Source organism: Rhodococcus sp. DK176 (assembly GCF_038447315.2).
Lineage (GTDB): Bacteria > Actinomycetota > Actinomycetes > Mycobacteriales > Mycobacteriaceae > Rhodococcus_F > Rhodococcus_F jostii_A.
The window spans coordinates 3806818-3825904 of record NZ_CP118321.2 but is presented as its reverse complement, the minus strand read 5'-3'; the positions used below and the strand labels follow the sequence as shown (position 1 = coordinate 3825904).

Sequence of the window (19087 nt, the reverse complement as noted above, 5' to 3'; positions counted from 1 at the left end):
CTGCTCACGGTTCGGCACCGACCCGGCGGACCAGACGCACCAGTTCGCCTGCGGGACCGTCGAGCTGACGCGCGCCCCGCCACACGGCGCGCAGCACCCTGTCGAGTTCGAGACCGTCGACGTCGATCACCTTCAGCTCTCCGGCGCCGACCTGCTCCGCCACCGCCAGGGTGCTCATCACCGCGGGACCGACCCCGGCCAGCACGCTGGTGCGAATCGCGGCGGCGCTGCCCAGCTCGAGAAGCGGTGCCGCCCGGTCGTATTCCTGCAATGCCACGTCGAGGGTGGTCCGCGTTCCGGATCCCGGCTCGCGGGCCAGGAGCGGTGTCAGCGCCAACTCGGCGACGGACAGCGCCTTCCGTCGCCGTGCCCACGGATGGGTGGGGTGAACGACGACGACCAGCCGGTCACGCGCGACCGTGAGACTCTTCAACGGTCGGGGTACCGTCGGCGATTCGACGAACCCGACGTCGCAGATCCTGCTGTCGATCCGCTCGAACACCTGAGTCGAGTTGTGTACCTGCAGGTGAATGGTTACGTCGGAGTGCAAACGGCGAAACTGCCCCAGCCACCCCGGCATCAGGTGTTCCGCGACTGTCATGCTCGCGCCCACCGTCAACTCGGCGGCGCGTTCCGCGCGCAATCCCTCGGCGACGTCGAGCAGCCGGCGCGTGTCGGAGAGCACCCGGCGCGCCCAGTGCGCGATCACGGTTCCCTGCGGTGTCAGTATCGAGCCCGTCGGGCTGCGCTGCAGCAGTGTCATGCCGAACTGGCGCTCGAGTTGCTTGATGGCGCGACTCGCATTCGGCTGCGCCATTCCGGCGAGTCTGGCGGCAGCGCTGAGGCTTCCGTGGTCGTCGACGCCCACGAGCAACTCGAGAACGGGGAACTCGGGCCATCTGCGGGACATGCATCGAGTATATGACCCCGGCGCAAGACATATCACATTGATATATGTGTATGTCGAGATGACGGCTACCGGAGACGGCCGCGGTGACGGACCGTGGATCCATGAGTAGTCAACTGAGCGAATCGAAGTCCGAGGAACGGCGCGTCGAGAGCCCGGCAACGCTGCCGCGACTGCAGACCGCCACGGCCGCTCTCCTGCCGGGTCTGGTGCTGTGCGCCGTCGCCACCGCCGTCGCCATGGGTGTCGGCCGGTTCCTTCCGACGGTGAGCCCGCTGCTCATCGCCATCGTGCTCGGTGCCGTTCTGTCGAACGTCGTGCATCTGCCCGAACGCCTGCGCCCAGGACTGCAGTTCTCTGCCAAGAAGCTGTTGCGGGTGGGCATCGCCCTCCTCGGACTCCAGTTGATGCTGAGCGACATCCTCGGACTGGGCTGGGGCGTCATTGTCGTGGTCGTCTCGATCGTCTGTCTCGGCATCGTGGGAACGATGTTCGTGGGCAAGCTGCTCGGCCTCAGCTGGACCCAGCGCCTGCTCATCGCCTGCGGATTCTCGATCTGCGGTGCGGCCGCCGTCGCGGCGGTGGACGGTGTCGTCGACGCCGACGAGGAAGAGGTGATCACCGCGGTCGCGCTCGTCGTCATCTTCGGCACGCTCATGATCCCCGCGATCCCGCTGCTGTCGCGGGCGCTGGGACTCTCCGACACCGACGCCGGCCTGTGGGCGGGCGGCTCCATCCACGAGGTCGCGCAGGTCGTCGCCGCGGGCGGCGCGATCGGCGGTGCCGCCCTCGGCGTCGCCGCGGTCGTCAAACTCGCGCGAGTCCTCATGCTCGCCCCGGTCATGGCCGTCCTCAGCGTGCGCCAGCGCAAGCTCGCCGGCACCGACGCCGACGTGAAGCGGCCCCCGCTCGTCCCGCTCTTCGTCCTCGCGTTCCTCGTCTGCGTCGGCCTGCGATCGTCCGGCCTGCTGCCCGAGGGCCTGCTCGCCGACGCCAAGATCGTGCAGACCGGTCTCCTCACCGCCGCGATGTTCGCCCTCGGTGCCGGCGTCCAGATCGCCACGATCAAGAAGGTCGGCGCACGACCCTTCGTGCTCGCAGGCATCTCCACCGTCTGGGTGGCATCGATCGCCCTGGTCGGCGTACTGCTCGCGGGGTGATGCCGACCCACCCCTGTCGCCCCCCGATCGCCCCCCTCCGCGACGAACGGGACGCTCGTTGCGTCAGATCGAACGAGCGTCCCGTTGGTTCGGTCGGGGCGCGGAGTCCAGGGGCCAATTTTTGATCAAGGCTTTCATTATTTTGTGATCCGGGTTACTGTGTCCACCATCAATCAAACCTTTGATTAGTTAGGTGGATCGCATGAGCCCCACGAGCTTCGCTTCGTCGGCCGACCTCGGTGAGAAGGAACAGACCCTCGAGGTCCTCGCCGACGGCGTGTACGCCCTCACCGCCGAGGGGGATCCCAACATCGGCGCCATCGAGGGCGAGGACTTCGTCGTCTGCTTCGAGGCGCTCGCCACCCCGGTGGCCGCCCAGGACTGGCTGCGCAAGCTACGCGAGCACACCGACAAGCCGGTCCGGTACCTGGTGCTCTCGCACTACCACGCCGTCCGCGTTCTCGGTGCGGCCGCGTTCGACGCCGAGACCATCGTCTCGCACGAGACCACCCGCGCGCTCATCGAGGAGCGTGGAAAAGAAGACTGGGCAAGCGAATTCGGACGCATGCCGCGCCTGGCCAAAGCGGCCGACTCGGTGCCCGGACTGACGTGGCCCACCCTGACGTTCGCCGACAAGCTCACCATCGACCTCGGGGGCGGACGCGGCGACCTGGTTCTCCAGCACTTCGGCCGCGGACACACCGAGGGCGACATCACCGCGTGGCTGCCGAAGCAGAAGATCCTCTTCGCCGGCGACCTCGTGGAGGCTCAGGCCGCGCTCTACACCGGTGACGCCTTCCACCGCGACTGGTCCACCGGCACCCTCGACCGGATCAAGGAGCTCGGCGCTGAGGTCCTGATCGGCGGACGCGGCGCCGTCTCCCACGGTCGGGAGGCCGTCGACGCCGCGATCGAGCAGACCCGCCACTTCATCGAGGTCATGCTGGCCGAGGTCGGTGCCGTCCAGCAGCGCGGTGGCACCCTCAAGGAGGCGTTCGAAGCCACCCACGCCGCACTGAACGAGCAGTACGGGCACTGGCCGATCTTCGAACACTGCCTCCCCTTCGACGTCTCCCGCGTGTGGGACGAACTGTCGGGCATCGAGCGGCCCGTCATCTGGACCGCCGAGCGTGACCGCGAGGTCTGGGACCAGTTGCAGGGCTGACGTCCGTCACCGTTTCACAGGGCTGACGTCCGTCACCGTTTCACAGGGTTGACGTCCGTCACCGTTTCACACTGACAAGGCGAGGATCATGGGAAGACGACACACCCGCGGCGGCACGGTCACCGTCGTGGGCAACGGCCCGGTGGGGCAGACGACGGCGTTGCTGTTGGCGCGCTGGGGAATACCGGTGACGTTGCTCGACGCACGGGCCGAGCGTGACCCGATCGGATCGAAGGCCATCTGCCAGCAGCGGGACGTCCTCGAGGTGTGGGACGCGATCGGCGTCGGCAGGCGGCTGGCCGACGAGGGCGTGACGTGGGGGTGCGCCCGCACCTTCCACCGCGACCACGAACTGTTCGCGCAGACGTTCGTCGACCGCGGCGTCTCGTCGTTCCCGCCGTTCGTCAACATCTCCCAGGCGCGGACCGAGGAACTGCTCGACGAGCGGATCGCGGCCACGCCGTCGATCGACGTCCGGTGGGGATACGAGGCCACGTCGGTGGATCAGGACGACACCGGCGTGACCGTCACCTGCCGCACCGGCTCCGGGGAGAAGACCGTCACGTCGGACTACGCGGTGGTGGCCGTGGGGTCGCGGGGCAGCGCGATCCGGCGGCAGCTGGGTGTCACGTTCGACGGTCGTTCGTTCGACGACAAGTTCCTGATCTGCGACATCGCCGCCGACATTCCGGGCTGGGCCGACGAGCGCCGCTTCTACTTCGACCCGGAGTGGAACCCGGGCAGGCAGGTGCTCATCCACCCGTGCCCGGACTCGACGTTCCGCATCGACTGGCAGGTGCCCGGCGAGTACGACCTCGAGACCGAGGAGGAGTCGGGTGCGCTGGACGCGCGGATCCGGAAGATCATCGGCGACACCGACTACCGGATCGTGTGGAAATCGGTGTACCGCTTTCACTCCCGGGTCGCGAACCGGATGCGCGTCGACCGGGTGCTGCTGGCCGGGGACGCCGCGCACATCGTGTCGCCGTTCGGGGCGCGAGGCCTGAATTCCGGTGTCGCCGACGCCGAGAACGCCGCGTGGAAGCTCGCGTTCGTCCTGCGGGGCTGGGCCGACGAGTCGCTGCTCGAGACGTATCACACCGAGCGGCACGCGGCGGCCGTCGAGAACATCGCGGTCACCACGGCGACGATGGATTTCCTCGTCCCGCAGTCCGAACACCAGCACCGGCACCGGCGCGACGTGCTCACCGCGGCGCTCACCGACCCGCAGGCCCGGGCACACGTCGACAGCGGCCGCCTCGCCGAGCCGTTCTGGTACATCGAATCCCCCTTGACCACAATCGATCCGGAACGGCCGTTCGCGGGGCGCCCCGAGCGAGGCCGCACCCCGGCCGCCGCGCCGGGAATCCTCCTGCCCGATACCCCGGTGACGTTGCGCGGCGGTGACGGCAGCCGGCTCCGCGCCATCGCCCGGCACGGCATCCTGCTTCTCGCGGGTGAGGGTGTGGACGTCGACGTGATCCGCAGCGCGGCCCTCGCAGCGGTGCACACGCCGATCCGCCTCGTCCGGCTGTCGGAGATCGACACCACCGGCGTCCTCACCGCCACGTTGGACGCGAAGCCCGGCGAGGTCTGGGTCATCCGCCCCGACGCCTACATCGCGGCGGTCACCGACACAGTCGGCGGGCTGGTGTCCGCGCTCCACCGAATCACCGAACCCGTCGTCACCGTGATCACTTCCGCGCCAGCCGTTCCGGATCCAGATCGAGTCGGCGCAGCAGCTGCGCGTTGAGGGCGACGACGATGGTGGAGACGGACATCAGGATCGCCGCGACCGCGGGTGAGATCGCGACCCCGGCGAACGCGAGGACCCCGGCGGCCAGGGGGACGGCGATGACGTTGTATCCGGTGGCCCACACCAGGTTCTGCCACATCTTGCGGTAGCTGGCCTGCGACAGGTCGATGATCGAGAGCACGGCGCGGGGGTCGTCGGCGGCGAGGACGACACCCGCCGATTCGATGGCGACGTCGGTGCCGGCGCCGATCGCGACGCCGACGTCGGCGCGGGCGAGTGCGGGCGCGTCGTTGACGCCGTCGCCGACCATCGCGACGCGGTGACCGCGTGCCTGGAGTGCGGCGACCTCGGCGTCCTTGTTCTCCGGCAGCACGTCGGCGAACGCTTCGTCGATCCCGAGGTCGGCGGCGACGGCGTCGGCCACCTGACGGGCGTCTCCGGTGATCATCGCGACCTTCACGCCGCGCGCGTGCAGGGCGTCGATCGCCTGCCTCGACTCCTCGCGGACGGCGTCCTCGAGCGCCAGCGCCCCGAGCACCCGCCCGTCGCGGACCACGTGCAGGACCGAGGCGCCGCGTTCGACCCACCGTGTCGTCTGCGCGGCAACGTCGTCGGGAACAGTGACGTTCAGTTCGGTGAGCATCGCCGGACCCCCGACCTCGACGGGTGTGCCGTCGACGTTCGCGCGCACCCCCCGTCCGGGCAGTGACCGGAAGTCGGACGCGGTTCGCCGCTCGTCCCCGGGCACATTCGCGCCGGCCTCGGCGACGATGGCCCGGGCGACCGGGTGCTCGCTGTCGGCCTCCACGGCGCCGGCAAGCGCGAGCAGTTCGGCCTCGGTGACACCCGCGGTGGTGACGACGCCGGTGACGACGTGTCTGCCCTGGGTGAGGGTGCCGGTCTTGTCGAACAGGACGACGTCGACGTTGCGCATGCGTTCGAGCGCCAGCCGGTCCTTCACCAGGACACCGGCCTTCGCGGCGCGTTCGGTGGAGATGGCGATCACGAGCGGTATCGCCAGGCCGAGTGCGTGCGGGCAGGCGATCACCAGAACGGTGACGGTCCGCACCACGGCCTCGTCCACGTTGCCGAGCAGCGACCACACCACGAACGTGAGAAGCCCTGCAATCGAGGCGAAGTAGAACAGGAATGCCGCGGCGCGGTCGGCGAGGGCCTGCGCCCGGGACGAGGACGACTGCGCGTCGGCGACCAGTCGCTGGATCCCGGCGAGGGCGGTGTCCTCCCCCACCGCGCCCACCTGGATCCGCAGCGCGCTGTCGGTGGCGACCGTGCCGGCCACCACGGTGTCGCCGACCGACCGTGGGACAGGGTTGGATTCGCCGGTGATCATCGATTCGTCGACCTCCGCGCGGCCGTCCTCGACGGTGCCGTCGGCCGGGATGCGGCCACCGGCCCGCACCAGCACGAGGTCGCCGGTGGCGAGTTCGGAGACGGGCACCTCGGTGATGCCGTCGTCGGTGACCCTGTCGGCGGTGTCCGGCAGCAGGGCGGCGAGCGCGTCGAGGGCACCGGACGCCGACCCCAGCGCCCGCATCTCCAGCCAGTGTCCGAGGAGCATGATGACGATGAGAAGCGCCAGCTCCCACCAGAAGTCGAGGTTGAACCCGCCGATCTGCAGGGTCGTCACCCACGACGCGAGGAACGCAACCGTGATCGCCATGCCGATCAGCAGCATCATGCCGGGCCGCCGCGATTTCAGCTCACCCCACGCGCCGGTGAGGAACGGCGCGCCGCCGTAGAAGAAGATGGCGGTGCCGACCACCGGCGGAATCCACGACGCACCGGGGAAGTCGGGGACGGTGTAGCCGAGGAGGTCGGCGAACATGTGGCTGAACACCACCACCGGCACCGACAGCGCGAGACTGATCCAGAATTTCTGCCGGAACACCTCACCGTGCGCACCGTGACCGGCATGCCGATCCGCGTGCTCACCGTGCCCGGCGTGCCCGGTGTCCCGGACCTGTTCCACTTCCTGCTGCTGATGATCGTGAGACATGCCTGCTCCCTCGGAAGCTGCTCTCGTGGTCAGGTTTTCAGGAACGCACCAGTCGTGCGATGGCGTCGGTGGCTTCCTTGATCTTCGCGTCGGCCTCGGTGCCGCCCGCGACGGCGGCGTCGACGACGCAGTGGCTGATGTGGTCTTCGAGCAGACCCAGCGCCACGGCCTGCAGCGCCTTGGTCATCGCGGAGACCTGGGTGAGGATGTCGATGCAGTACTTCTCGTCCTCGACCATCCGCTGCAGACCCCGCGCCTGGCCCTCGATGCGGCGCAGGCGCTTCAGGTAGTCGTCCTTGGCGCTGATGTACCCGTGGCCGGTGGTGTGCTCGTCAGCGTGGTCGGTGGTGGTCGGTTGCTCGGTCATGAGTGTTCCCCTCGGGTGGGAGTGGTCAGGGGCTGGAAGCGGCGCAGTCGCAGGCTGTTGCTCACGACGAACACCGATGAGAATGCCATGGCGGCACCCGCCAACATGGGGTTGAGCAGGCCCGCCGCGGCCAGCGGCAACGCCGCGACGTTGTAGGCGAAGGCCCAGAACAGGTTGCCCTTGATCGTGCTCAACGTCCTGCGCGACAACCGGATCGCGTCGGCCGCGGCCCGGAGGTCGCCGCGTACCAGCGTGAGGTCGCTGGCCTCGATGGCCACGTCCGTCCCGGTTCCCATGGCGAGACCGAGGTCGGCCTGTGCGAGGGCGGCGGCGTCATTGACCCCGTCGCCGACCATCGCGACCACCTTGCCGTCGGCCTGCAGACGCTTGATCACGTCGACCTTGTCCTGGGGCAGTACCTCCGCGACGACTTCGCCGATGCCGACCTGGGCGGCGATGGCCCGGGCCGCGGAAGTGTTGTCGCCGGTGAGCATGATCGGGGTGAGGCCCAGTTCGCGGAACTGCGCCACCGCCTCGCGTGACGTCGGCTTCACGGTGTCGGCGACCACGAGCACGCCGCGCGCCTTTCCGTCCCAGCCGATCCCGACGGCGGTCTTGCCCTCCGATTCCGCCGCGTCGACGACGCGCTGGAGTTCCGTGGTGAGCTGCAGCGACCAGTCGCGGAGCAGTTTCGCGCGGCCGATGACCACCGCGTGTCCGTCGATCATGCCCTGGACGCCGAGCCCGGCGATGTTGGTGAACTGTTCGACTGCGGGGAGCGTCGTCAGCCGCTCCTTCGCGCCGCGGGTGATCGCCCGCGCGATGGGGTGCTCGGACGCGTCCTCGAGCGCGCCGGCGTACCGGAGCACCTGCTCCTCGTCCTGACCGTCCGCGGCGACCACGTCGTGCAGCGACATCGTGCCGGTGGTGACGGTTCCGGTCTTGTCGACCACCACGGTGTCGACCCGCCGTGTCGATTCCAGAACTTCCGGTCCCTTGATCAGGATGCCCAGCTGGGCCCCGCGTCCCGTGCCCACCATGAGGGCGGTCGGGGTGGCGAGTCCGAGCGCACACGGGCACGCGATGATCAGGACGGCGACCGCTGCGGTGAACGCGGCGGCGATCGAACCGCCGGTGCCGATCCAGAAACCGAGGGTCGCGACCGACAACGCGATCACGATCGGGACGAAGATGCCGGAGATTCGGTCGGCCAGGCGTTGCACCTCGGCCTTGCCGGTCTGCGCGTCCTCGACCATCCACGCCATCTGCGCGAGCTGCGTGTCGGCTCCGATCCGGCTGGCGCGAACCACGATTCGGCCGCCGACGTTGACCGTCGCACCCGCCACCTGGGAGTCCGGCGACACCTCGACCGGCACGGATTCACCGGTCAGCATCGACGCGTCCACCGCCGACGAACCTTCGACGACGACGCCGTCGGTGGCGATCTTCTCGCCGGGACGGACCACGAAGAGGTCGCCGACGTCGAGCTGGTCGATGCCGATCAGCTGTTCGGTGCCATCACGCAGCACCGACACTTCCTTGGCCCCCAGTTCGAGCAGCGCCCGCAGCGCCGCTCCCGCCCGCCGTTTGGCGCGGGCCTCGAAGAAGCGGCCGGCGAGGATGAACGTGGTGACGCCGGCCGCGGCCTCCAGATAGATGTTGCCGGTGCCGTCGACCCGCGCGATCGTGAGCTCGAACGGGTGCGTCATCCCCGGCATGCCGGCGGTGCCCCAGAACAGTGCGTACAGCGACCAGCCGAACGCGGCCAGTGTGCCCATCGACACCAGGGTGTCCATGGTCGCGGTGCCGTGCCGCAGGTTCGTCCAGGCGGCCTTGTGGAACGGCCACGCACCCCAGACCACGACCGGGGCCGCGAGGGTGAGCGAGAGCCACTGCCAGTTCGTGAACTGCAGCGCCGGGATCATCGCCATCGCGATGACGGGCACCGTCAGCACCGCCGACGCGAGCAGCCGCTGCCGCAGTTCCGCCGCCGGGTCCTCTTCCTCCGGGGCCGGGGGCTTCACCTCGGGCAGTCGCGCCGTGTACCCGGCCTGCTCGACCGTGGCGACCAGGTCTTCGGGCGAGACGTCGGCGGCGTCGTAATGGACGCGGGCCTTCTCCGTCGCGTAGTTGACGGTCGCGGTGACGCCGTCCAGTTTGTTCAGCTTGCGCTCGATGCGGTTGGCGCACGACGCACAGGTCATCCCGCCGATGGCCAGTTCGATCTGGGAATCGGGCGGTGCAGCAATGTCGGTCCCGCGGGTCATCACTTCTCCTCCGGTCCGGCGGAGGCGGTGAACTCCGCGGTGTGGACGGCGCCGGCGTGCTGGAAGTCCAGGAACAGCCGGTAGTCGCCCGCGCTGGGTGCGGTGACGGCGAAGTCGATCCCCGGGCCCGCCGCGGTGACGCCGTCGCCTGGATGTCCGTCCGGGTGCACGTGCAGGTATCCGAGGTCGGTGGTGCGCAGCGCCACCAGGTGACCGTATGCGCCGAGGTAGGGCTGCAGATCGGTGACCGGCTGCCCGTCGCGGCTCACCGAGAGGGTCACGTTCGACGTCTCTCCCGGTCGCAGCGCGCCGTCGAGCGTGACGGTGTACCCGTCCACGGTGGCGGTCGCTGCGGGAGTCGGCAGTTCCTGCGGGTCGTAGGTGCCCGCGACGCGCAGGTCCGTGCCCAGGGTGACGCCTTCGCCGCCCGCCGTGGTGAAGTCCGCGAACACGCGATAGTCGCCGCCGCGGGTGAGGTCGAGGGGGACGCTCCACGTTCCGGCAGCGTCGAGCGTCGGGTGCACGTGCTGGAATCCGGCGAGGTCCCGGCGGACGACGATCAGGTGCAGCAGTTTCTCGTGCTCGACGGTGTAGTCCGTCACGGGTACCCCCGAGGGGTTCGTGATCCGGAACTGCACCGGGACCGCGGCACCGGCGGTGACCTGGTCGGATGCGAGTTCGAGGGTGTAGCCGTCCGCAGTGGGCGTCAGTCCTCCCGGGGTCGGGTCGGCGGCGGCATCGTGGCCTCCCGCTCCGTGCCCGTCGTCCTCGGCCGTGTGCGCGGCGGGCTCGGCCACGTCCGGGCCGGCAACCGACCCGAGTGCGAGCGCGGCGCCGAAGATCACGACGAGGCCGACGGTGAATCCGGCGAACTTGCCGGTTGCGTTCATGATGGGTCTCCTGTGGTGGAGTCGCCGGCTCAGCCGGTCGCGTTGGAGTCGCCGGCTTCGCCGGCCGCGTCGGAGGTGCCGGCCCAGCCGGCCGCGTCGGAGTTGCCGGCTCAGCCGGCGACGGAATATCCGGCTTCTTCGACAGCGCCCGCGACAGCACTCGGATCGAGGTCGGTGGTGCTGTCGATGACGACCTTGCCGGTGGTCAGATCGACGTTGACGTTGGTGACGCCGGGAAGTGCGCTGATCTCCTCGGTGACCGAGGACACGCAGTGGTTGCAGGTCATGCCGCTGACGGTGACGCTCGAGGTGCTCACGAGTCTGCCTCTCTTCGGGGTGTCGATGTCGTCTCTGAGAACTACCATACCCCCCTACCGTATTCTCGCAAGGGTGATGGCGGCCACCCGGTACCGTGTTCCTCGCCCACGCGGGCCCCGAAAGGTGATTGAGTGAGATACCGCATCTCACCCCACTGGGAAGCGGAGCCCGGCAATGTCGATGGACAAGTTGCGCACCCAAATGCTGCGCCGCAAACCCCTCACCGAGGTCGAGGACGACACTCCGCCCGACGAGCGTCTGACCAAATCGCTCGGCCTGTGGCAACTCACCGCGATCGGCGTCGGCGGCATCATCGGCGCAGGCGTCTTCTCACTCGCCGGCTCGGTCGCGCATTCCGTCACCGGCCCGGCCGTGCTGATCTCGTTCCCGATCGCCGGCATCACGGGCGTTTCTCGCCGACCACCCCGGCGGAACGGTCGTCGCCCTCGCTGAAGGATTGCAGACCAGCTACTGGCGGATCGGCGACCCCGACATCCGGTGGGTGTCGATCGACCTGCCCGAGGTGGCCGCGCTGCGCAGGCAACTGCTGCCGGACGAGCCGCACGTCACCACACTCGCCGTGTCCGCTGGACCGCTCGTGGATGGACCACGTCGACACCGGTCGGGCCGTGTTCGTCTCGGCGGAGGGCCTGCTGATGCATCTGCCCGCCGACGAGTCGCTGTCCCTGATCGGGGACTGCGCCCGGCGTTTCCCCGGCGGCCGGATGATGTTCGACTCGGTACCGAAATGGTTCAGCCGCAGGACGCAGAAGGGAATGCGGATTCACGGCGACTACACCGTCCCGCCGATGCCGTTCCACCTCTCCGCCGGCGACGCGGCGGACCTGCCCGGACAGGTGCCGGACCTCGCGTTCACCCGCGAGGTGACACTGCCCCTCGGCCGCGGCCTGTGGGGGTCGACCCTGCTGCGCAGGCTGTCGGAACTGCGGCCACTGCGCAACTCGCGTCCGACCTTGACCCTGTGCGGATTCGCGGGCTGAACCCGTCCGACGAGCGATGTGGGCCGACCCGCAGCAGAATGGTGCAATGGCGGACCGCGGATTCACCCCCACACAGCTCGCGGCACGTGCCGCGTACCTGCTTCGCGGCAACGACCTCGGCACGATGACGAGTGCCGCGCCGCGCCTGTACCCGCACATGTGGAGTTGGGACGCGGCGTTCGTCGCGGTCGGATTGGCGCCCCTGAGCGTGGAGCGGGCCGTCGTCGAACTCGACACCCTGCTGTCGGCGCAGTGGAAGAACGGGATGATCCCGCACATCGTGTTCGCGAACGGCGTCGACGGATACTTCCCCGGCCCCGGGCGCTGGGAGTGCGGGACCCTCGCGGCGCACGCGCCGAGCGGCACACAGACGTCGGGGATCACCCAGCCGCCCGTGCACGCCATCGCGGTGCAGCGCATCCTCGACCACTCGCGCAGGCACGGCCGCAGCACCCGCGCCGTCGCCGAGGAGTTCCTCGACCGGCGCTGGCCCGACCTCGTGCGCTGGCACCGCTGGCTGGCCAACGCCCGCGACCTCGACGGCAACGGCCGGATCGCGCTGTACCACGGCTGGGAGTCCGGCATGGACAACTCGCCGCGCTGGGACCACTCGTACGCCAACGTCGTGGCCGGGGAGATACCCACGTATCTGCGCGAGGATCTGTCCCACGTCGCCGACACCGGACAGCGTCCGTCCAACGGTGAATACGACCGCTACCTGTGGCTGCTCGAGGAGATGAAGACCGTCCGCTACGACGACGAGGAACTGGCCACCGCCATGAGCTTCGCGGTGGAGGACGTGTTCGTCAGTGCCGTGTTCTCGATGGCGTGCGAGGTGCTCGCGACCATCGGCGAGGAACACTCGATGCCGAACTCCGACGTCCGGGAACTGCACGGGTGGGCGGCCCGGTTCCGGCAGGGTGTCCTCACCACCACCGACCAACGGTCCGGGGCGGCACGCGATTTCGATCTGCGTAGCGGCCGGTGGATTTCCACCGAAACCCTCGCGATGTTCTCGCCCCTGCTGTGCGGCGGCCTGAGCCGTGACGCCGAACGCGCCCTTCTCCGCACGTTCGAGGGGCCGAAATTCTGCGGCCACCCCGACCTCCGGTACGCCGTGCCGCCGTCGACGTCGCCGGTGTCGGGCGATTTCCGTCCGCGCGAGTACTGGCGTGGTCCGGTGTGGCCGGTGATGACGTGGCTGTTCTCCTGGGCGTTCGCCCGGCGCGGGTGGGCCGAGCGCGCCCACCTGCTGCGGTCCGAGGGGCTGCGGCAGGCGAGCGACGGCAGCTTCGCCGAATACTACGAACCGTTCACCGGCCAGCCCCTCGGCAGCATGCAGCAGTCGTGGACGGCCGCTGCGGTTCTGGACTGGTTGGGCTGAGGCCCCCGTGAGTACTTATTAACCGCGGGGGGGCTGTTGCGGAATTGAGTGAGGGCGGTCCGGGTGCGGGTGTCTCGTGCCGCGGTGGGTGCCGGTGCGGGGGTGGCCCCCGCCGGGTCAGGGGGTGGCCGGGAGCGGGGTGCCTCCGGTCAGGTGGGTGAGGATCTTGCCGAGGTTGTGCACGGTGGCGTGGAACGCCCATTCGCTGCGGGCGCGGTCGAGGCCGCGGCTGGTGAAGCGGCGGAATCCGAGGTTGTGTTTGGCGTGCCCGAACACGGTTTCGGCGATGGGTGAGCGTTTGCGGTAGGTGGCGATACCGGCCTCGGTGCGCAGCCGGTGGGTCATGGCCTGGATCGGATCCGCTTGCGGCGGTGGCGGTCCGGTGACCGGATCAGCGGTGGCGGCGGCCTCGAGGTGACGGGATTTGCCGGTGGCGATCAACCGGTCCGGGCCCGGCGCGGTGAGGTTCTCGCGGGAGCAGTAGCCGGCGTCGAAGAGCATCACCCCGATCAGCTCCTCCGGGCTCGTGCCGGTCGGTTCCTTCCCACGTCGGGTGGCGTCGATCAGGTGCGCGGCCGCCCCGGCCTTGTCGACCATCTCGGGGAAATAGTCGTAGTCCGCCGGGCCGGTCCCGACCCCGGTGGCCAGGATCAACCCGTCCTCGCTGGTGAAGGCCTGGCAGTTGTAGCCCTGCACCCAGCCGCCGCCGCGCAGCGGCTGCAACCGCGAGTCGGGGTCGGTGGTGTTGCGGCGCCGCTGCCCGGCGGCGGCGGCGCGCTCACCCTGTTTGCGGAGGGCGGTGTCGAGTTCGGTGCGCCGGCGCCGGACCAGGTGGTGCTCGTCGACCGGCTTCGGTGCGAACCGGGTGCCCCCGCCCCCGGCCGCGGTGCCACCCTGGAACCGCTCGATCACCGCCTGCTGGGCGGCGACCGCCTCGGCCAGACGCCGCTCGGCGGCGGCGACCTCGGCCCCGACCGGCACCCGGCCCATCACCGTCTGGCCCGCGTCGAGCCGGGCCAGATAGTCCTGTGCTTTCCCCTCCCGCTCGCACTGTTCGGCGTCCTTCTCCGCGTCGAGCTGGGCCAATGCCTCGGCGATCCGGGCCGAGCGGGTGCTGGGATCGGCCAACTCCGCCGGCACCTGTCCCGGGCCCGAATCGTCCTCGCCGTAGAGGTCGTCCTCGGCGTCATCGGTGGCGGCGTGCGCGGCCACCGCGGCGGCGGCGATCCGCGCGGCCTCGGCCTCGGCTGCCCGGCGCAGCCCGTCCTCGGTGCGGTTGGCGTCCTTCGATGCGTTCGAGGCGATCTTCACCCCGTCCAACGCGATCGTCTCGAGTCGGCCCAGACCCAACCGTGCGGCCAGGATCAGGACCTGCGTGAACAGGGCCTCGCAGGCGGTGTGGTTGTCCTTGCGGAACCGTGAGATCGTCACGTGATCGGGGGTGTCGCCGGCACAGATCACCCGGTAGGACACCACCTCCGAGCAGGCCCGCTCGATCTGCCGCGACGACCGCACCCCCCGCGACCACGCCCAGATCAGCAGGGTCACCAGCATGTCCGGGTCGTACCCGGCGCGCCCGGCACCCCCGGTGCGGCGAGAGTCATGAAAGGCACTGGTGTCGAGATGGGTGTCGACGATCTCGATCACCGTCCACACCGGATGCGTGGGCGGCACCCACTCCCGCATGTCCGGCGGCAACAAAAACTGCTGATCACGATTCACCGGTCGATACCCCTTGGCCACCAACACATTATCCAAGAAACATCAGGTCGGGGCGCCGCGGCACGCGGACACCCCGACCCGGAAATTTGAAACAGCCCCCGGGACGTTAATAAGTACTCACGGGCGCTAGTCGCACAAGCGGATCGGGCCGAGTTCGGCGTACCGGTCGCCGGGGCCGGGGTTGTCGGCCGGGGCGGCACCGCCCAGGTGGTGCATCACGCCCCAGACGGCGTTGAGCGCGGTCTGCACGGCGCCCTCCGCCCAGCCCGCTGTCCAGGAGATGTCGTCACCGGCCAGGAAGATGCCGCGGTGTCGCGGGTGGAGTTCGTCCTGGACGAAATGGCTGAACAGCCGTTCCTGGTACCGGTAGTGGCCGGGGAGGTTCGCCTTGAACGCACCCATGAAGTCGCGTTCGGTCTCCCAGGACAGCGTGACCGGGGTCGAGATGATGTGACTGCGGAAGTCGACTCCCGGGTAGATCTCCTCGAGCGACTTGATCATGAGGTTCATCCGCTCCGTCGCATCGAGCGGCAGAAGCTTGAGTGAATCGTCGGACCACGTGTAGGACAGGCAGATCAGGCCGGGCTTGTCGTCGCCGTGGTCGAGGAGGTAGGTGCCGCGGCTCATCCGGTCCGTCAGGGTCATGCTGACGAGATCGCGGCCGGTGACCGGATCCTTGTCCTTCCAGAACGGACGATCCACGAGGGCGAACACCTTCGTCGACCCCATGTAGTGGGTGCGTTCGATGGCGGTCCAGTGGTCGATCGGGAACAGGTCGTCGTCGCAGTGAATGTTGTTGAGCAGCATCCAGCTCTGCGCCGTGAAGACGGCGGCGGGGTAGGTGCGGATCTCCCCGGACGAGTCGGTGACCGTCACCTGGTGCGGTGCGGTCCTGCGGACCTCGGTGACGCGGGGCCGGGTGGCTCCGCCGTTGAGTGCACGCACCGACGTGCCGTCCGGCCAGTGCGCCATCCCCGTAGGGGTGTCGGTCCACAGGCGCAGGGGCAGTTGCTGCGACCCGCCGACGATGCCGCGGTGGTGGTCGTCGGCGGCGGTGATGACGACGCGCAGGATCTCGAGGATGGAGTTGGGGAAGTCGGTGTCCCAGCCGCCCGTTCCGAAACCGACCTGCCCGAACACTTCCCGATGCCGGAACGACGCGAAGTGCTTCGACGAGGCGAGGAAGCCGTAGAACGTCTGATCGTCGAGCCGGACCACCAGGTCGTTCCAGATGCGCTTGAGTTCGGCGGTGTCGCGGTCGCGGATCGCTTGCTGGAGCGGAATCAGCTCGGCGTGGTCCTCGAGCGTGCGCTGCCACGCATCCGAGACCTCCCGGAACACGGGCGGCAGGTCGTCGAGGTGCTGCGCGTAGTAGCTTTCGCCCTTGAGGTCGATGACCGTGCTGGGGGTGCTGTCGGCGAGCGGGTTCGGGAATGCCTCGGTCCGCAGTCCCATGGCGTCGAGGTAGTGGAACAGGGTGGTCGACGACGGTGGGAACCGCATCGCGCCCATCTCGGCGACCACGTCCGGGTGCCCGTCGAACGGATGCGACCGCATCCGGCCACCGATTTGGTCGGCTTCGTAGACAATCGGTTTCAGCCCGAGTTTCATCAGCTCGTACGCAGTGACCATCCCCGACAGTCCGCCGCCGATGACTGCCACCTCGGTGCCGTGGCGATCGGTGGGCACCGCGCCGAGACCTGAGCGGTGCGTGACGTAGTCGTCGTAGGCGAACGGGAAGTCGGGGCCGAACATGGTGAGCGGCCGGGGATCGGTGTCCGCGGCGGTGCTGTCCGGAGTGACGGGGATCGTCATGAAGTCTTCTCCTGCAGGAAGGGGTAGAGGTCGACGCGTCGGTCGTCGAGATGGGTGTTCTCGCGGCGGGATCGGTGGAGGACGTCGAGTTCGAGGTCGACGATCGCCAGCTCTTCGTGGCGGCCGGCGCGGGCGAGTTCGGTGCCGTCGGGCGCGATCGCGCAACTGGATCCGCAGTAGTCGAGGTCGGCTTCGGTGCCGCACCGGTTGACGTACGTGACGAACAGCTGACTCTCGTAGGCCCGGGTGGGGACGACGCTCTCCGCGATGAATTCGTACGGGCTCATCAGGCCGGTGGGGACGACGAGCCACTGGGTTCCCCGGTCGGCATGTGCGCGAACGGCTTCCGGGAACTCGACGTCGTAGCAGATCAGGATTCCGCACCGGATTCCGGCGTGGTCGAACTGGACCACCAGTTCGTCGCCGGCGGCGAAGTGCGAGCGGTCGAGCTCACCGAACAGGTGGGTCTTGCGGTAGTTGGCGAGCGGCGTCCCGGACGGGTCGAACACCTGCACGCTGTTGTAGACGACGCCCCCGTCCGCCTCGGGGTATCCGTAGACGACGGCGATCCCGGACTCGCGCGCGATCTCCGCGATCCGCGTCGCGATCGGTCCGTCGGCGGGTTCGGCCCGCTCCGCGATCAGAGATCCGATGCTGTAGCCGGTGGCCGCCATCTCCGGGCAGACCAGGATGGACGCCCCGGATGCCGCCGCCGTCTGCGCGGCCGACTCGATGGCGGAGAGGTTCGCCGCCACGTCGAAGGACAGTTCGGGACCTTGGAACAGCGCTGCTCTCATGGTGCCGTCACCTCTTCCGGGCTGTTGCGGAGTTCGGACTTGCGGACGCCGTACGCGAAGTAGATCGCGAGCCCGACTGCCATCCACAGCGCGAACGCCACCCACGTCGAGACGCCGAGGCCGAACAGCAGCAGCGCGCAGAACACGACGCCGAGAACCGGCATCAGTGGGAACAGCGGCGTCCGGAAGCTGCGGTGCAGGTCGGGATGGCGCCGGCGCAGGATGATCACGGCGATGTTGACGAGCATGAACGCGAACAGCGAGCCGATACTCGTCGCGTCGGCCAGTTCGCCCAGCGGCACGAAGCCGGCGAGCGCGGACACGACACCGCCGACGACGACGATGTTGACGACGGGCACCCGGGTGCGCGGGTTGACGCGGGAGAAGACCCGCGGAACGAGACCGTCGAGCGACATCGCGTACAGGATCCGGGTCTGCCCGTACATCACGGCGAGGACGACGCTGGCGATGGCGATCACCGCGCCCGCCGACAGGAGGATGGCGGGCCAGGTGCTGGTGGTCGCGGCATTCAGGATGGTCGCGAGTGCGGCGCCCTCGCCCGCGATGTCCTGCCAGGGCATCGCGCCGACGGCGGCGATCGCGACCAGGCAGTAGAGGATCGTGACGATCAGGAGCGAGAGGATGATGGCGCGGGGAAGGTCGCGTTTCGCGTTCTTCGCCTCGTCGCCTGCGGTCGACGCGGCGTCGAACCCGATGTAGGCGAAGAACACCTGGGAGGCCGCGGCCGTCACGCCTGCCGCGCCGAGAGGGATGAACGGTGCGAAGTTTCCGGCGCGGAACGCGGTGAACGCGACCGCGCAGAAGAACACGAGCACGAGGATCTTGAGGGCGACCATGACCGTGTTCACCAGGGCGCTCTCGGAAGCTCCCCGGGTCAGCAGTGCCACCGCGACGAGCACGATGACGATGGCGGGCACGTTCACGATGCCGCCCGCGCCCGGTGATTCGCTGATCGCGGTGGGTAGTGCGATGCCGAACATGCCGTGGAGTAGTTCGTTGATGTACTCGCCCCAGCCGACGGCGACGGCTGCGACCGAGACGCCGTATTCGAGCATCAGGCACCAGCCGCAGATCCACGCGAAGAGTTCGCCCATCGTCGCGTAGGTGTACGAGTAGGAGCTACCGGAGACAGGGATGCTGCCTGCGAGTTCCGCGTAGGAGAGGGCGGAGAAGAGGGCGGTGAATGCCGCGAGCACGAAGGCGAGGACGACGGCGGGGCCGGCTTTGGGTGTCGCCTCGCCGAGGATGACGAAGATGCCCGTTCCCAGCGACGCACCGATGCTCAGTGCGGTGAGGTGCACCAGGCCCATCGACCGCTTGAGGCCGTGACCGGGTTCCTGGTCGTTGCGCGCCACGATCGCGTCGACCGATTTGCGGGCGCGCAGTGCGCCGGCCAGTCCCGGCGGGCGCGGAGAAATCTTGGTGATGTCCAACGTTGAGCTCCTGAGCGGTGGAGTGATGTGGACAACAATGAACGGGCAAGCCGTGACTGTCAACACA

General features: G+C 69.0%; 16 protein-coding genes. 6 read left to right on the top strand and 10 right to left on the bottom strand.

Annotation, left to right across the window (positions count from 1 at the left end; genetic code table 11):
- Window positions 1–4: 4 nt before the first annotated feature.
- Entirely contained in the window at window positions 5–910 is a 906-nt protein-coding gene (locus PSR88_RS18025; RefSeq protein WP_011596165.1) for a LysR family transcriptional regulator, read from the bottom strand.
- A gap of 101 nt (window positions 911–1011) precedes the next feature.
- On the opposite strand from PSR88_RS18025, the gene PSR88_RS18020 reads away from it, so the two are divergent.
- The 3 genes from PSR88_RS18020 (at window position 1012) to PSR88_RS18010 (ending at window position 4985) form a co-directional block, all read left to right on the top strand.
- Entirely contained in the window at window positions 1012–2067 is a 1056-nt protein-coding gene (locus PSR88_RS18020; RefSeq protein WP_029539756.1) for a YeiH family protein, read from the top strand.
- Between the two features lie 202 nt (window positions 2068–2269).
- Window positions 2270–3232, top strand: a complete 963-nt coding sequence (locus PSR88_RS18015; RefSeq protein ID WP_011596163.1) for an MBL fold metallo-hydrolase — start codon at window positions 2270–2272, stop codon at window positions 3230–3232.
- Window positions 3233–3320: 88 nt separating this feature from the next.
- Entirely contained in the window at window positions 3321–4985 is a 1665-nt protein-coding gene (locus PSR88_RS18010) for an FAD-dependent monooxygenase (protein ID WP_016884787.1), read from the top strand.
- Here the strand turns inward: PSR88_RS18010 and PSR88_RS18005 are convergent.
- The 5 genes from PSR88_RS18005 to PSR88_RS17985 form a co-directional block, all read right to left on the bottom strand.
- Window positions 4927–7005 (bottom strand): heavy metal translocating P-type ATPase, encoded by a 2079-nt coding sequence (locus tag PSR88_RS18005; protein ID WP_016884788.1) that lies wholly within the window; start codon window positions 7003–7005, stop codon window positions 4927–4929. The two genes, PSR88_RS18010 and PSR88_RS18005, sit on opposite strands and share 59 nt — an antisense overlap.
- A gap of 37 nt (window positions 7006–7042) precedes the next feature.
- Window positions 7043–7372, bottom strand: a complete 330-nt coding sequence (locus PSR88_RS18000; protein ID WP_011596160.1) for a metal-sensitive transcriptional regulator — start codon at window positions 7370–7372, stop codon at window positions 7043–7045.
- On the bottom strand, window positions 7369–9639 hold the full coding sequence (locus PSR88_RS17995; protein WP_016884789.1) for a heavy metal translocating P-type ATPase: 2271 nt from the start codon (window positions 9637–9639) through the stop codon (window positions 7369–7371). Before PSR88_RS17995 ends, PSR88_RS18000 begins: the two co-directional genes overlap by 4 nt.
- A complete protein-coding gene (locus tag PSR88_RS17990) occupies window positions 9639–10529 on the bottom strand; it encodes a hypothetical protein (protein WP_016884790.1) in 891 nt (296 codons plus the stop codon). Before PSR88_RS17990 ends, PSR88_RS17995 begins: the two co-directional genes overlap by 1 nt.
- Before the next feature lie 110 nt (window positions 10530–10639).
- Window positions 10640–10846, bottom strand: coding sequence for a heavy-metal-associated domain-containing protein (locus tag PSR88_RS17985; RefSeq protein ID WP_020476871.1), 207 nt, complete (start codon window positions 10844–10846; stop codon window positions 10640–10642).
- 175 nt (window positions 10847–11021) lie between these two features.
- Here PSR88_RS17985 and PSR88_RS17980 point away from each other — a divergent pair, with 175 nt between their 5' ends.
- From PSR88_RS17980 to ggh, 3 genes are all read left to right on the top strand, one after another.
- Window positions 11022–11300, top strand: a complete 279-nt coding sequence (locus PSR88_RS17980) for a hypothetical protein (RefSeq protein WP_016884792.1) — start codon at window positions 11022–11024, stop codon at window positions 11298–11300.
- 149 nt (window positions 11301–11449) lie between these two features.
- Window positions 11450–11848, top strand: coding sequence for a hypothetical protein (locus PSR88_RS17975; RefSeq protein ID WP_016884793.1), 399 nt, complete (start codon window positions 11450–11452; stop codon window positions 11846–11848).
- 46 nt (window positions 11849–11894) lie between these two features.
- Entirely contained in the window at window positions 11895–13232 is a 1338-nt protein-coding gene (gene ggh, locus PSR88_RS17970; protein ID WP_029539757.1) for a glucosylglycerate hydrolase, read from the top strand.
- A 117-nt stretch (window positions 13233–13349) separates the two neighbouring features.
- Here the strand turns inward: ggh and PSR88_RS17965 are convergent, their stop codons facing one another.
- From PSR88_RS17965 to PSR88_RS17950, 4 genes are all read right to left on the bottom strand, one after another.
- A complete protein-coding gene (locus PSR88_RS17965; protein ID WP_342338179.1) occupies window positions 13350–14954 on the bottom strand; it encodes a transposase in 1605 nt (534 codons plus the stop codon).
- A 126-nt stretch (window positions 14955–15080) separates the two neighbouring features.
- Window positions 15081–16769, bottom strand: coding sequence for a flavin monoamine oxidase family protein (locus PSR88_RS17960; protein WP_011596153.1), 1689 nt, complete (start codon window positions 16767–16769; stop codon window positions 15081–15083).
- Window positions 16766–17566 carry a carbon-nitrogen hydrolase family protein gene (locus PSR88_RS17955; RefSeq protein ID WP_016884794.1) on the bottom strand — a complete coding sequence of 267 codons (801 nt, stop codon included), beginning with the start codon at window positions 17564–17566 and terminating at the stop codon, window positions 16766–16768. Before PSR88_RS17955 ends, PSR88_RS17960 begins: the two co-directional genes overlap by 4 nt.
- Window positions 17563–19020, bottom strand: coding sequence for an amino acid permease (locus tag PSR88_RS17950; RefSeq protein ID WP_016884795.1), 1458 nt, complete (start codon window positions 19018–19020; stop codon window positions 17563–17565). The genes PSR88_RS17955 and PSR88_RS17950 overlap by 4 nt, the downstream gene beginning before the upstream one ends.
- Window positions 19021–19087: the final 67 nt, after the last annotated feature.